Annotated in this window: 10 protein-coding genes; 3 read left to right on the top strand and 7 right to left on the bottom strand. The window is 54.2% G+C overall.

All coding sequences use genetic code 11. The features are described 5' to 3' along the window. Positions 1–68: 68 nt before the first annotated feature. Complete coding sequence (locus C484_RS06980) at positions 69–551, bottom strand: hypothetical protein (protein ID WP_006825240.1); 483 nt, start codon at positions 549–551, stop codon at positions 69–71. Beyond that, a complete protein-coding gene (locus tag C484_RS06975) occupies positions 544–1,416 on the bottom strand; it encodes a ParA family protein (RefSeq protein ID WP_006825239.1) in 873 nt (290 codons plus the stop codon). The genes C484_RS06980 and C484_RS06975 overlap by 8 nt, the downstream gene beginning before the upstream one ends. A 497-nt stretch (positions 1,417–1,913) precedes the next feature. Here C484_RS06975 and C484_RS06970 point away from each other — a divergent pair, with 497 nt between their 5' ends. Beyond that, on the top strand, positions 1,914–2,588 hold the full coding sequence (locus C484_RS06970; RefSeq protein ID WP_006825238.1) for a helix-turn-helix domain-containing protein: 675 nt from the start codon (positions 1,914–1,916) through the stop codon (positions 2,586–2,588). Beyond that, positions 2,585–3,280 (top strand): hypothetical protein, encoded by a 696-nt coding sequence (locus tag C484_RS06965; protein WP_006825237.1) that lies wholly within the window; start codon positions 2,585–2,587, stop codon positions 3,278–3,280. The genes C484_RS06970 and C484_RS06965 overlap by 4 nt, the downstream gene beginning before the upstream one ends. Positions 3,281–3,364: 84 nt before the next feature. On the opposite strand, the gene C484_RS06960 is transcribed toward C484_RS06965, so the two are convergent. The 4 genes from C484_RS06960 to C484_RS06945 form a co-directional block, all read right to left on the bottom strand. Next, positions 3,365–3,637 carry a hypothetical protein gene (locus C484_RS06960; protein WP_006825236.1) on the bottom strand — a complete coding sequence of 91 codons (273 nt, stop codon included), beginning with the start codon at positions 3,635–3,637 and terminating at the stop codon, positions 3,365–3,367. A gap of 156 nt (positions 3,638–3,793) precedes the next feature. Beyond that, positions 3,794–4,228 (bottom strand): TRAM domain-containing protein, encoded by a 435-nt coding sequence (locus C484_RS24580; RefSeq protein ID WP_049915090.1) that lies wholly within the window; start codon positions 4,226–4,228, stop codon positions 3,794–3,796. A 37-nt stretch (positions 4,229–4,265) separates the two neighbouring features. Further along, the gene (locus C484_RS06950; protein WP_006825234.1) at positions 4,266–7,115 is read right to left on the bottom strand and encodes a UvrD-helicase domain-containing protein; all 2,850 of its coding nucleotides are present in this window, start codon (positions 7,113–7,115) and stop codon (positions 4,266–4,268) included. Further along, complete coding sequence (locus tag C484_RS06945) at positions 7,112–9,697, bottom strand: PD-(D/E)XK nuclease family protein (RefSeq protein WP_006825233.1); 2,586 nt, start codon at positions 9,695–9,697, stop codon at positions 7,112–7,114. Before C484_RS06945 ends, C484_RS06950 begins: the two co-directional genes overlap by 4 nt. A gap of 135 nt (positions 9,698–9,832) precedes the next feature. Here C484_RS06945 and C484_RS24890 point away from each other — a divergent pair, with 135 nt between their 5' ends. Next, positions 9,833–10,501: a tyrosine-type recombinase/integrase gene (locus C484_RS24890; protein WP_006825232.1), complete on the top strand. Its 669-nt coding sequence runs from the start codon at positions 9,833–9,835 to the stop codon at positions 10,499–10,501. Between the two features lie 44 nt (positions 10,502–10,545). Here the strand turns inward: C484_RS24890 and C484_RS24185 are convergent, their stop codons facing one another. Further along, complete coding sequence (locus C484_RS24185) at positions 10,546–14,184, bottom strand: Eco57I restriction-modification methylase domain-containing protein (protein WP_006825231.1); 3,639 nt, start codon at positions 14,182–14,184, stop codon at positions 10,546–10,548. Between the last annotated feature and the right edge of the window lie 89 nt (positions 14,185–14,273).

Here is a 14,273-nt window from a genome sequence, read left to right as displayed (position 1 = left end):
TTACATTATCTACATTGTGTACAATATGTCCGATATCCGAATAATGGGGAAATCGGTCGGATTCAAGATTAGTCGTTTGTGGCCTGCTCACTCAGCATCTCCACAATTTCCTGAACACGGTCCTCATCAGCTTCGATACCACGTTCTCGGAGTATCTGGAGAGCAACTTCGTCACCGTGATCTGCAATCACCCGGAGACACGCATCTTGGAACTCTCTTCCCTCAAACTCGGGGACATCAAACATTGAGCACGCGGCAGTTACCGAAGATCGCATCCGAGTAACGCCATTCCACGTCTCATCCCGGACATAGAAGCCGTGCATATCGGTCTCGTCAAAGGAGAAGGCCGGTCCACCAGTGGATTCGTCCACATCCTCCTCATCCGGATCAGGTACGGACTCAGTCCCCGACTCTGTGTCTTCAGTAGTTATCTCCTCCTCCGGTTGCGGTTCATCCTCGGTATCAGTACGTTCGTCGTCGGATTCTACCCCTTCCTCCGTTTGTTTGAGCTGTTCAGCGACGTCTCCAAATCGGTTGTCCTCATTAGGCATGACTGTGTTCCTCCACGAGATCCGCTAAGTGGTCGAAATTCGGGATCTGGTCGCAGTCTTCGTCGAACTCCGAGACGGGCATTCCTTGCTTGAAAGCACGAGATATCGCGGTTCGTTCGCGAATCCCTGGCTTCGGAATACTCTCGATGGTGCGTCCCGAGTCATCGAGGGCATCGAAGATTTCCGGGTCGACACGAGCGTACTCAGGGACGAACGAACCGAACTCTCGATTAAGATTTTCAACGAGAGTCCGGTGCTCGTTGCGTTGCCCCATTGTTTCTCGAATCATATTGGGGGTAACTGCGAGAATATCTAACCCGATATTCTGCCGAATTGGAGAAATCTGGCGTTCAATCATCTTGTTGAGGCCGTTAATCGAGCCAGCACGTGGGATCAACGGGATTATGACGCGCTGGACGGCGATGAGGGCATTATCGGAGAGTTTCCCGCGGCCGCCTGCGGCATCAATTATCACGTAGTCGTATCCGTTTTGGATGAGCGGATCGACGACGTTCCTCCGAAGCTTCACGTCTGCGAACCGTTCGTCCTTCAACCTCGTCTCAACGTTCTCGAGCTCGTTGCTCGACGGAAGGAGGTGAACACCGAAGTCCGTCTCAATAAGCAGTTCTTCGGGATCTTCACCATCGATGAGGGCGTCACCAAGGTTAGCATCTCGGTCGTACGCATCGTCGTACCCAAGCTGGGTCGTCATGTGCCCGTCCTTATCCAGATCCAGTAGGACCGTCTCATGGCCGCGAGCAGCGAGTCGATCAGCGATGTTGAGCGCGATCGTGGATTTTCCTACGCCGCCCTTAAGCAACGAGACTGCTGCTCCGGGAAGCCCTTCAAACTCGTCAGCACTCATGGGTCAGCCCCCCGCAAAAGGTAAATTTTGCACATTTTGTAGGAAATTTACATTGTGTAGATATTGAAGGTTGCGCACGTTTCGTTGATAATGTGGGTTTTGTCCTGCTCATACGCGGCAAATGAAGCTCACTCACCATAATTCTGCGTCAGACAAATTGGGTGCGCTATCCACACAACGCACATTTTTCACATTATATAGATAATGCACCCAATCCTCATTTGCCCAACCCCTACCAATTATTCGTAATTCACACAATTCACATTATCTGCATTGCGCACACATTTACCACAATTACCGCTTCTTCCAGCAAGCCAATGTGCGCAATACATGCAATCCACATTGTGTACAATATCTAAATTATGTAGACAGCGTAAGATAGCGACATAATCCAACCATCCAATATGAAAACCAGAGTGGTCCAACTCTGTCGGAGCTACTCTAATCAAGGGTCTAGTAAGGCTTTTAACTATTACCGGATTATTGGTAACCATCAGATGTACGAGGTTCTCGACGACACGGCGGCGCAGATCATCCTCGCCACCGAGAGCGGTGACTCCATCCGTCGTGTCGCCCAACACCTCCACACACCGTACGAGACGGTGAGACAGGCCGTCAATCGGCTCGAAGACGCAGGCTACGTCACCTATGACGACGGCCTCACTGTCGTCGACGGACACGTACGCGACGCAGCGCGCGAACTCGTCGCTGCCAGCGCCAGCGTCAGCCCACCCACCATCGAGGAGTCCTACGTCATCCCACAATTCGGCGACTGGCCGTTTGCGTTCACGCGGATCGACGCCGTCTACGTGTGGACCCAAGGCGGCTACCAAGTTGGGCGGAATCCGGATGACTATCCGCTGTTCCTGGCCGTCCGTGAGCAGGACGTCGACGCCTGGGAAGCGTTTTTCGAGTCGTTCGGCCTCACTACCGCATTCGAGCGACAGCCCGGAAACGAGCTGGACGGACCGCTGCAGATCGTCCTCGAGCCACGCGCGTCACTCGATACCGAGCACGTCGAAGGGTACCCGGTGATCCCGAGAGCAGAGACAATCGAGTATATGCGTGAGAACTACGCCCAGTTCCAGTCGGGGCTGGCGATGCTCGATCGGATGTACGAGAACCTCGACCTTGGCGTCACGTATCGAGAGACCGAACGGGCACAGCCATGAGCTTCAACAACCGAAGTGACACGCTCATCGAACTGCTCGAGGAGCTCACCCAAGAGGGCCACGAGTACGTCCTTGTCGGCGGTTACGCTGTCTCAGCGTTCAATGCTCGCTTCTCCACAGACCTCGATATCGTCGTCGCACCGGACTCCAAGGCCGAGTTCGTCGGGTTTCTCGAACATCGGGACTTCGAGGAAACGGACAGCCACGCCAAGAAATGGTTCTACGACACCGAAGTGATTGAGTACGAGAAGCGGCTCACGCCGCAGCAGCCGATCGGCTTCGACCTCCTGGTAAACGGACTTGGGTGTCGCCAAACGGAGGCACAGTGGTCGTTCAACTACCTGTACGACCACAGCCACCAACAGGAGGTGAGCGGGGGTACAGTGACGACGACGGCCAGAGTCATCGATGGGGCAGTCCTCGTCGCGGCAAAGCTCCACAGCGGCCGGGAAACAGACCTCCGAGACGTCCTGGCAGTCGCAGAAGAGATCGACCTCGACGCTGTCACGCCCCACCTGCTGCGAGGGGACGACGATGCGCTCCGGGAGCAGCTTGAGCGTGGCCTGGAGATCTTAGAGAGCGACGAACTCAAGCACGGATTTCGGAGTGACTTCGGGGCCTCAGTTGTCTCAGAAGAGACGGTCACCACTCTCCAAGAGTATCTGTCTGCACAGATTGATCACCTGAGCTGAAACGGTCGGGACTCCCTTGATCGGAAGTGAAGATAGGGCCCTTCAGCGGTGCTTGCAGTCAGTCAAAAAATTGGAGGGGCGGTGTCAGTCGACCGTTGCTAACACACGGACATCCGTAGCTGAGTGTCGTTCCCGTTCAGTACGAGCACCGTGCTCGCGGAGGAACTCATCAATACGGTCGGCAAGGGCCTCCGCATCCTCCCTATCGACGTGGACGATCAGCGTCGGATGCTCCTCGTCGCTGTTCTCAATCACGAGCGAGACATCCTTGAACTCGTCTGGCTGTCTATACGCCTTGAACTCATCGGCGACCTGGTCGGCCAAGTCGTCGAGTACCTCAATCGGTTCCTTTGTCATAGATTGAATTTCGGCTTTGGAAGATTGTGCCATCGTGAACGAACGGAGAGGGCATAACGTGACTTTCAAAATCACCTCCATCAGACAAACTCGAACGGAGCCCCCTCACACCGATGGTTTACCGAGAAGCAGGTTGATCCACAGAAAGAACAGCAGTTAGAATGCTCGTGGATCGCTATCGACGATGCTCGCAAACGCGACATTCTCCTGAACTTGTTCAATTTCGACGGTTGGCTCGTCGCCGGGTTGAGCGCCGGGAACGATCACGACGTAGCCACGTTCGACTTTTGCGATACCATCGCCCTGATCGCCGACTGTCTCGATGGGCACATCACGTACTTCGCCTTCCTCCACGGGAGGTCCTGAGGAAGAATGGCTCGCAGTCTCACGAGAAGGTGCTCTCTGTGACCCCTGTTGTACTGACGACCCCGTCGAGACAGAAGATTCCAGAATAGCTACGCGATACGTTTCGTCAGCTGATAACGCTTCATAGTTGATTTCATTCGAAGGGACCTCCACTATGTACGTCCCATCCTGCTCTTTAATTGGAGCACTGAACAGAGAGCGAAGGGAGCTGGGAATTTCGACCATTGAGTTTCTAGTGCTCAGTATCCACGAGACAAGTAATTTAAACACTATGTGTTAGCACTAGCTCTCGAAGAGCCGCCTTATCGAGAGGGGTAATATTGTGCCGAGTGCCATCATCGGTGTAGAAAATAGACGCAGTGACCGACCGATCGGGATATTGGTCGGCGACGACATGGTAGTAGATACTGAGCTGTTTCCGGTATTCATCTTCTGCGTGCGTTGTGATATCGGTTTTGTAGTCAACGATCTCAACACGGTCAGATGTCACGTGGAGCAAGTCGATGATGCCGCCGATCGTTACCTTCTCGCCGTCGACGGTAAGCGGAAGGAACGCATCGATTTCGGCTCTCGTCTCACCCTCGAGTGAGTCGAGTAACGCCTTGACGTGCTCTTTGTCAGGGTTATCGCCGGTTTCGACTGCTTCACCGAGAACATACCGTTCCGCAAACTCGTGGACGTCTGACCCGAACTCCATTCCCCGGCCGCCGGTATTCCCTTCGAAGACGGCGTCATCGATGAAGGTGTGTGGTGAATAGCTTGCCGGTCCATCAGGCTCCGGAATATCGACCGTGTAGGTCGAATGCTCGCCGGGTTCTGGGTCGAACGCAGATAGATCGGGGTCGATATCTTCGACATCAACGGGGAGTGAATCGAGGAACGAATTTGGGTCAGTACCGCCAGTCAAGACGAGGTGGCTCTCAGCGCGCGTGACAGCCACATAGAGAAGCCGACGTTCCTCGTCGTAGTTCTGGGGGAGGCAGCGATTAAGAACCTCAGTCTTCCAGTTGTCGTAGACGTGTGGGACGCCGTGTGCGTCCTCTGAGTACACCTTCCGCTGACGGAGGCCAATCGGGTCGGTGTAGGCGATATCGCTCCCGCTGCCACCGGAAGACGGGAATTTGTTAGCGTTCATATTTGCGAGGATGACGATCGGGTATTCGAGCCCTTTCGTCGCGTGGATCGTTTGGACAGTCACCGCGTTCGTCCCAGCCCCGGCGTCGACGTCGTGTGTACTCCCATCAGAAATCGCCTCCTCGATGAATCGGATCAGCTCTCCACGGGTGAACGTCGTCGTCCCGTGAACCGACTGGATAGTGTCGAGAACGACATCTGCGGTGGGGCCGGAACGGCCGTACTGTTCGAACACGCGTCGGGCGACGCCGCCGAACGTCTCCAACTCCCGTAGATCCTCTCGGAATGCGACCATAGCTTCGGGATACGCCTCACGCTCGATGATCGTCTTCGTCTCGTCAATCGTGTAGCCAGCCTCTTCGAGGACGAGTGCCCACCCGCGTTCAGCGTCACGTTCGAGGATACGCAACCACGCTAACACCAGCTTCGCGGCGTCGGTCCGGAAGACCTCGATCCCACCCTCGTAGGCCATCGGCAGACCGAACTTACTCGCCGTATCGAGCAGATCCCGACCGAAATCGCGGGTTCGCGTCAACACAGCGATGTCGCCGTACTCAGGAGCGCGATACGTGCCGTCGTCGCCTTCGACGGCGAAATCATCATTGTCGACGATTGCGTCGATCTTCGCGAGAATGGCCTCGTGTTCGTCCTCACTCGTGAGCGCCTCGATGTAGCTATCATCTCGATCTGTATCGGCAGTCAGTGGTGTCACCTGCTCGGAGATAGCCTCCGCATCCAGAGATTCGTTCTTTGTCGCACGGGCAGTCAGCGCGTGGGTAGAGAAGTCCAAGATGGACTGTGTCGACCGGTAATTCCGCGTCAGCTGCTTGTCGTCAACCGGCGTCGTCTGGAACGTGACTCGATCTATGTCCCGATTGAGCTCCGCGGTAAATCGTTCGAGACGTTCGTCGAACTCGCGGATGTTGCCGACGTCCGCGTACTGGAAACTGTAGATGCTCTGTTTCCAGTCGCCGACCACGCAGATATTGTTCGTGCCGGCGAGCAGCAGCGTGAGTTTGAACTGGATCTTACTGGAGTCTTGGAACTCATCGACCATCACGTACTCGTACCCCAGCTGCTCTCGGAGGTCGTGATCTTCACACAGAAGCACAAACGCGAACAGCTGGAGGAACCCGAAGTTCAGGTAGTTCCGTCGAAGCGCGAACTCGAGATAGGCGTGATATACGTCGTGGACAAACCGCTTGAGTGCCGTTCGGTCCTCCTCGAAGACGCGTTCAGCGAGGTCCGCTGGGACTTGCTTGCCATCGCCGCGGATGTCCCACTTTGCGGGGGCCTCCGGGAGGTACGTTTTGTCTTCACCATACTGATAGAGCTTCTTTCGGATCTTCGATTGCTTGCTCCCCCCGTTTCGAGGGTCGTTTCCGTCGGCAAACAGCGTCTCGAACGCCTCGAAGTCGCCGTCAAGGTGTGACTTGCCGTCCCGGTACCAGCCATCCGCAGTGGGGAACACACCCTTTGCGGACAGCTCCTTGATCAGATCGAGCAGCTCCGAGGTCTCCGACAGTGCCGTGAAGAACTCGTCATACTCCGGGTGATTGTCGATGAACTGACCGATGAACTCACGAAACAGCGCCTGTTCGATGATTCCATCCTCGATAATCCGCGTCGAGCCAGTGATCGTCTCATCAATCCCGAGGGACATCGGTGCGTCGTGTCCGTATTCGTCGAGCAAGTCGTGTGACAATGAGTGGAACGTCTGGATCGGCGCGTTCGCGAGCTCCCGCATCCCGTACCCACTGTGACGCACAATCCGTTCTCGCATCTCCTCGGCCGCGTTGTACGTAAAGGTCACCAACAGCACGTCTTCGGGATTAACGCCATCTTGGGCCACGATATTGGCGTATCGCCGGGTAACGGTGAACGTCTTCCCGGTGCCAGCACCCGCATCGACGAGATAGAGGCCGTCAATCGCCTCGATGAGCTCACGTTGCTCAGGGTTCGGGTCGACGCCGCTCATTGTACACCCTCCAGGAGGAGATCCCGGTTGTCGACCCGTCGGTAGTTCGGCTCGCCGGCGAGGCCCTCGATCTGGAACGCCTCGTTACCAGTGCGGCGTCGGTTGAGTTCCGTCAGTTGTTCGTCGACAAAAGATTCGAACGCATCGAGATCGGGTTCGAAGAACGCACTCTTCTGCCGGTCGACGATCGCTCGCATCACCTGCTCGCTCCCCGTTGTCACGTACTTGTAAGGCCCAATCTCGGCCTCGAGCCGGTCGATCATCATCCGTCCGAACTCCGAGTCGATGAGTTCGTCGCTGTCGGTCGTCTCGACGAGCTCCGCAGCATCGAAGAGCGCGGCGTACGTCTGATAGTCGATCTTCGAGAGAATCTTCTGGCACTTCTGTGCCCCCTCCTCACGGAGATACTCGAAGAACTCCTCACGTTGCACGTGTGCTGTGAGCGACTCCGGGTAGTACATTACAGTCGTCAGCGCGTCGTCGACGTTGGCGTCGCCGGCGATCACGTTGTCGACGAGCTCGGTGACGTAGAAGAACGTGAACGAGAGTTGCTCACCCCGACGTTGCGATCGCCAATAGGTGAGATAGAGTGCAGCCTGAAAGTCAGGCTCGTCTGTCGGCTCGTCGATCGCGGCGTGTTTAACGATCGAGGTGGCGCTGCTCTCGCTGCCACTCTTGTAGTCGAGCAGGTCTCGATCCGACTGAACGAGGTCGATCATTCCGTTGATGCCCAGTTCTTCGTCAGTAAACCGGCGTTCAGTCACGGGGGAGTCGACATCCCGACCGAAGTGAGCGGCGACGGCATTGTCACCCCCACTAGACGGCGTCAGAAACGCGCTCTCAGTCGGCTGGTTCGCGTCAAGATATGAGACGATCGTCTCGAGGCTCGCACGATATTCAGTGCGCCGGGTCCGTTCGTCGACGGAGGGAACCAGCGGACGGACGTCCTCAAGCATGAGTTCGACGACCTCCGAGGGTGTCTCCTCGCCAACTGCGTCCGGATGGTTGACGTAGAACTCCGCGAAGTCGTGGAGCAGGTTACCCTCGGTGAGATACGCCTTCTCCGGACCGTCGACGATCCGGCTGAAGTAGTAGTCCCGCGGTGAGTTCACGTAGGTGTTGAGACTCGACTTGCTGATCGTCTCGACCGGGTCGGACGTCACGCCGACAGGTTCGTTCTCGAATCCGTCACCAGCTCGTGCTGCAGTTTCGATCTGATGACTTGTCGAAGGTAGATCGGAGAAACGGTCGTACTCCGGTTCGAGGAGCTCTTCGAAGTACAGGCATGGCGTGACGGGTGATCCGCCGGTCGCATCTTGGACGAGATAGTGTTGCTGGCTGCCGCTCTGTAACAGCAGCTGGAAGCTCTTAAGATTCCGTGTAAACTGGGCGTCCTGGTCGACCCACGGACGACGTGGTGCCGAGTGAGTCCAGCGGTCGTCGAGCCCTAGGTAGAAGACAACCTCACGACCCACGTACGAAGCTGATTTCGCGTCGGCGAGCAAGACGCCCTCGTTCTCTCGATCGACCGGCACCTCGTAGGTCTGGAGATAGAACGACAAATCGTCGAGGCGCGCTTCCGTGATAGATTCGTCCGCGATGGTGAGTGTCTCCAGTTCCTCGCGGAAGGCGTCCAACGTGTTGTCGGCGTGGCGTTCAAACACAATAAGGGCGTCCGAGAACGTGGACTCTTGGACATCGTGGCAGAAGTCGATCAGCCACTGGAGATCTCCATCGTCAAGCTCGTGCAGTCGCTTGTCTGTGTCAGCGTCGTCGACGTCACAATCGAAGACCGTCAACAGCGACCGGATCTCGCTTATTCGGGTATCAGTCCCCCGGTGGGCAGTCCGGAGGAGGTGGAGGAACAACCGATGTTCGCTGCGATCTGTGAATCCCGGCCCGCCGAAAAACGGGATATCGGCCGCTTCGAGCGCGGACTCGATAAGCGGTGAGTACTCGCTTTCCTGGTCGAGAACAATCCCGACGTTATCAGCGTTCTCGTCATCGACGGAATCGACGATGGTCTCGACGATCGCCGTCGGCGAATCGTGTATACGGAACGGCGGGAGCTCGAACTCGGTATCAGCGAAGAGGTCGACCGTGTCGTACTCGGCAGGCAGATACGCTCGTTCGAGTTGGGTGAGCATCGCCGGTTCGATGACGACCACGTCGAGATTCGGATCGATGGTCTCGTTTGTGAGCTTCATCGAGGCGGTCTCGAGTTCCGCGATTCGCTCCACAGCTCGTACGGTGGCGTCGTCGACGTAGCCGTCGTACTCAAAAATAGCGTCGTGTGACCCTCGGTGTTCCCAACATTGGAGGATGTTCCCGACCGCGTATGCACAGCGCTTCCAGGAGAAGTCCTCGTGATCAAGCATGCCGAGGAAGGCGAGACGGTCCTCAGACTCTTGGCGTCGACCGACTGCAAGTCGGCGTGGTGGGATCGCGAACGGACCGAGATGCGAACGATCGAGGTGGCGGTTGAGAGCACTTGCAAGCGGTCCGTCCGGGGTGATCACCCGGTCGTACGATTTGACTTCGTCGTAGAGTTGGAGTGGCGATTTGGCGCGGGGAAATGGCACGCACGTAGAAGGTCAGCGATGTCGGTTAAATCTTTGTCAGATGAGTTCGTGAACAGGTGAAGTATATACAGATTCTCCGTATCAAGATCCCGTTTGCTCGCCTTCTAAACAATTTCAAAGTCGTTTCCTATCTAGATGGCACCAACACGGGAGAAGTCACTTAGTGAACGCGAGTTTGAATTACTGTTAGAAGGAGCAGGACGTATCGACGAGCCCGTTCAACGACTCGAATCGCGGGCTGCGATTCTAATCGGTGGACGTCTCGGACTAAGACCCGGTGAGATGACACATCTGAGTTCGTCGTGGATCGATCACGAACGACAAATGATCCGCATTCCCGAGCACCACGCTTGCACCAAAGGGAGGGATGGTGGCCTCTGTGGTTATTGTCGGCAGGCAATCGAACAACGCCTACGACATGATCCAGATAGTAGATTCGAAGATTTTGCCGATCTGTATTGGCTTCCAAAAACAGAAGCGGCTGCTCGAACAGTGCCGTTTCATTTTTCGTATCGGGTTCGAGTTGCGATCGACCTTCTGATTACGGAACACGGTGGCTGGCCGTACTCCTTCTCAACATTACAACGAAGATTGAATACCGCCCTTGATCTCGCTCCGCGTCTTTCTAGAAACACAACTTCATTACACGGTCTCCGAGCGACGGCTGCCTCCTACCACGCCAGCAGAGGATTAGACTTAGCGGCACTTCGAGCAATGTTTGGTTGGGAAGATATTGCTACAGCTCGGCAATATCTCAACGTCGATGGCGCAATGACTCGGCGAGCATTGGATAACATCCACTGATACGAAATTAATGAAAGAGCATTACGAAAATCCAGTTTGTAGTGCTATGACTGCGGCCCGGTTTGTTCAAGTAGGTCGTATTTGTCGAGGACTATATCAAAGTATTCTTCAGTCATAACTCGGGGATCAGAGACACGGTGGAAGTCATTGAGAATAAACTCGGCATCACGATTATTTAGACCATATGCGTGAAGAGCGGCAGCATCAATCTCGGCTTGGAGTTTTCGACGTTCGTAGTCGTCAGTAGCTGGTTCAATACCGCCCAATCGCTCGCGCATTTCTGCGAAGTCCACCCCATAGCAGCTCAGACGAGCAGCCCTATTAGAAATATAATGGAACCAGTTGTCTCCATCAGTAAGTCGAGGGAGCTGTGACTCGCGGAATTTATAGTCAAGAATGTGCGTGTCTGTTTTCGTTCGCATAAGATTATCAAATACTAATGAATTCAACAGCCCCAGTGTCACGAACAGCTCTCGGTCAGAAAACATCCGCTTGTAGATACTCCGGAGCGGATACTCATCTAGGTTGGATCTCGTGATGTCTAGCATGTACGGTCGGATCGACCGAACAGTATTGTGACATACTACTCCAGGGGGGATGACTGCTGCGATGAAGGTCCGTTCATTCGTTGCTGCGGCGATGTCCCGAAACACGATCCGGTATTCAGTGCAGTCAAGCAGTACGTCATCGTCCGATAGTGGCTTTCCGCGTTTTTCCTTGAGTAGATTGTTCACAAAGCTTTTTTGTGAACCAGTCCCGCCAAGCGCTTCATACAGTGCAGTCTTGAGGTTTCGCACCTCTTTTTCACGAATCCGTTGCTTAGCACTCAAATCAGAGTCAATCTCAGGCTCCACACTCCAGAATTCTGGAGGAGCAACATCGTAGAACTCGCTGTTGTATGCGTATTGGTAGATATTCTTTCCCCCATATACTGGGTACGATCCGGCATCAGGATTCTCCACAAAACGGTCTGAATCATATGTTCGATCGAGTTCCCGGTGTGTGATCGCCCTCCAAGTATCATCCACTGGCTCTTCAATCGGAGGATGCGAGAGGATCTTTTCAAGAGCACTCACTCGCAGAGAGGCGTCAGCCTCGTCTCCCGATGCAGATATCTGTGGGAACATCGCTGCCTTGGGTGAATACCGTGTTAGGACAGCGCGTGGGATCTCCACCGTATTGGACCCAATATCAGTCAAGATGTCGAGGTTTCGCTCGTCGAACGTACCCTTAAGGCGGTCAGTAGTCCCGGAGTTCTTGAACGTGAGTATCCCAAACCGATATTGGGCGTGGATTTGCTCGAAGATACCGTGGTTCTCGAAATGCGCAATTGAGCTGACTGTGGTGTTGTTTAGGAGGTGTAATCGTAGATCCTTCCCAGAACTTCCGGAGAAAATTACGTTCGGAAGGATAAGCGATACCCAACTAGAGTCACTCGCCAAATTGAACACGCGCTCCAAAAATAGAGCTGAAAGTTCATTTTCAGCGGTGTTTTTCTTCCCGTCAATTGTCGGAGACTGCATCGTGTATACCCCAGCGTCGTTGAAATAATCTGCCCGGGTCTGCATTTCCTCTTGATACTCTTCCCACCCTTCAGCGACCTCGTCATCCTCAAGGAGGCGGTCCTCTACTTCGTCCTTCTCTTCTGGCATTCTGAAACGAAACTGTTCATCGTATTTTGAGAAGTAATCATCCCGGTTTGTACGGAGGACATCCCATGGCGGATTTCCGATGACCACGTCGAATCCACCATCATCATAGACGGATGCGAACTCCAACACCCAGTGGAATGGATGGATAGCCTCCACATCATCGGGAGTCATATCCTCACGACCAGCCGAATAGAATTGTTCCAAAACTTTCTCGTCAAGTATCTCACTATGTGACGAAATACGACTTTCAGCGAGTTTACGGGCATTAGTCGCTTCGGACGCGCTTCTCGCACCTTGATGCCGTTCGATTGCATCAATCACGTCATCATAGAGTTCTTTCACCCCAGTACCAGCACCACCACCCCAGTTCCTCAGGGAACCATCACCTTCATCCTCACGAGCAATTTCGATCAAATCAGTGAAGCCGATAAGAGAGTTTCCTTGACGTATATTGAAGTCAATATTGGGGAGAGGCTCTACCTCGTTCGGCTCATCTTCAATATCCGCAACCATCGAGAGCCACAACCGAAGTTTACAGATTTCGACGGCTCCTTCCTCAATGTCTACCCCGTAGAGATTATTCAGAATTACTGTCCGCTTCGCGTATAGCGATGCCCCACCCTGTCCTTTATTCACCTCTTCTAGTTCATCGCGTGTTCGAGAATCTAACTCCCATCCTTTACCTTCGCTTTCGAGTTGCTGGAAGTACTCGATGCACTGCATATAGATATCCACCAACACGTCCTGTGCAGCAAGCAGGAACGCACCACTACCGACCGCCGGATCAAGAACGTGCACCTCTTTTAGGATGTCGTGATAGAGTGTTTCGACGTGTTTGGTCTCCACGTTATTAGTGGGGACCTGTCGTGTCATTGTCCCGCCATCCGCTAACGCCGCTTCACCACTACCACCAGCTTCTACGCTAGGGAATCCGAACACGTCGTCAATCTCGCTGTATTCGGTATCAACTGAGTCGTTGAGCTGGTCAAGCAGATACGGATGGATTGTCCGGCGAGACATGAAGCCGGTGATCTCCTCAGGCGTGTAGTACGCACCCATCTCTTTCTGGTTGACCGTCTGCTCGAAGATATGCCCAAGAATAGCGGGCGAGAGGTTCTTCGGATCAACGATATCAAGCCGTTCGTCCACGTTCCAGTTCCACCCAGACAAGAAGTCCAAAATGTCGTCGAACAGTTCGTTTGTTTCTTCGGCAGACTCTCCTAGGTTTGCATCCGGGAAGTCTTCCTCAACAGGATTCTTGGCAAACAAACCACCATTCAAGTATGGAAGACTCCCGAAATCGGGATTCTGCTTGTCTTCTGCAAGGTAGTCAAAGAACAGTGGCCGGTAGAAATTCTCGTACCGATCTTCGCCGTCATCTACGACGTTCCCGGGCTGTTCGTGGAGGTAGTTGGGATTTCGGTCCAGAAGACGCTTTTCCTGAATGAAATACAGGAAGATCATCCGATCCAGGACGACCTGCACGTAGCGTTGCTTCGCATCACCACGGTCATCAGGGATACCAGAGACCTTTTGAACGAGATCAGTACGAAGATCTTCAAACTCCTCGTAAAATTCTTTGACCACCTGTTGTGTATCGTACAGTGTGTCGTAGATAGCCGTTGAGGAGCCGTACTCGATTGAGTTAAGCTTCTTTAGGACGGTGTTCTTTTCTCCGCTGTCACGCGTGAACTGGTTCTTAGTGAAGGAGATTTTCTGGTGCTTGATCCGACCGTGCTGTTGGCCTTCCCACGTCCGCATGCGAGTGAGGAAGGTAAACTCCTCAAAGTCGTTCGTAGCGACAAGGTTCGTATGCCGGGAACGATTATCCGGCTTGAAGTCAGTCGCTGCTTCTCCGGGACCTGCGTTGACGAGTACGACGAATTCGTCGTCTGAGAGTTGAAGAACGAGTTGGTTGTCTTCTCCAAGGTTTGGACGCGGCTTTAACCCGCGTTTCTCGAACGAATTAGCGATATCTTCGAGGGAGTCCCACCCCGCGATATCATTCGCGGTGATCTGCCGGAGAGTCATACTCTATGGAAGTTCCCCTTTTGTCATAAGTGGTGGTCACTCTATCCACGTATACATTCTGAATTGATTATTACTCTTTAGAATAGATA

It is taken from the genome of Natrialba taiwanensis DSM 12281 (assembly GCF_000337595.1).
Lineage (GTDB): Archaea > Halobacteriota > Halobacteria > Halobacteriales > Natrialbaceae > Natrialba > Natrialba taiwanensis.
The sequence above is the reverse complement of the archived record's forward strand: the minus strand, read 5'-3'. Positions and strand labels throughout refer to the sequence as shown.

Excerpts from the sequence above, each read along its gene's own strand:
- C484_RS06960 (WP_006825236.1), bottom strand. The coding sequence starts at position 3,637 with ATGACAAAGGAACCGATTGAGGTACTCGACGACTTGGCCGACCAGGTC.
- C484_RS24580 (WP_049915090.1), bottom strand. The coding sequence starts at position 4,228 with ATGGTCGAAATTCCCAGCTCCCTTCGCTCTCTGTTCAGTGCTCCAATT.
- C484_RS24185 (WP_006825231.1), bottom strand. The coding sequence starts at position 14,184 with ATGACTCTCCGGCAGATCACCGCGAATGATATCGCGGGGTGGGACTCC.
- C484_RS06975 (WP_006825239.1), bottom strand. The coding sequence starts at position 1,416 with ATGAGTGCTGACGAGTTTGAAGGGCTTCCCGGAGCAGCAGTCTCGTTG.
- C484_RS06970 (WP_006825238.1), top strand. The coding sequence starts at position 1,914 with ATGTACGAGGTTCTCGACGACACGGCGGCGCAGATCATCCTCGCCACC.
- C484_RS06965 (WP_006825237.1), top strand. The coding sequence starts at position 2,585 with ATGAGCTTCAACAACCGAAGTGACACGCTCATCGAACTGCTCGAGGAG.
- C484_RS06950 (WP_006825234.1), bottom strand. The coding sequence starts at position 7,115 with ATGAGCGGCGTCGACCCGAACCCTGAGCAACGTGAGCTCATCGAGGCG.
- C484_RS06980 (WP_006825240.1), bottom strand. The coding sequence starts at position 551 with ATGCCTAATGAGGACAACCGATTTGGAGACGTCGCTGAACAGCTCAAA.
- C484_RS24890 (WP_006825232.1), top strand. The coding sequence starts at position 9,833 with ATGGCACCAACACGGGAGAAGTCACTTAGTGAACGCGAGTTTGAATTA.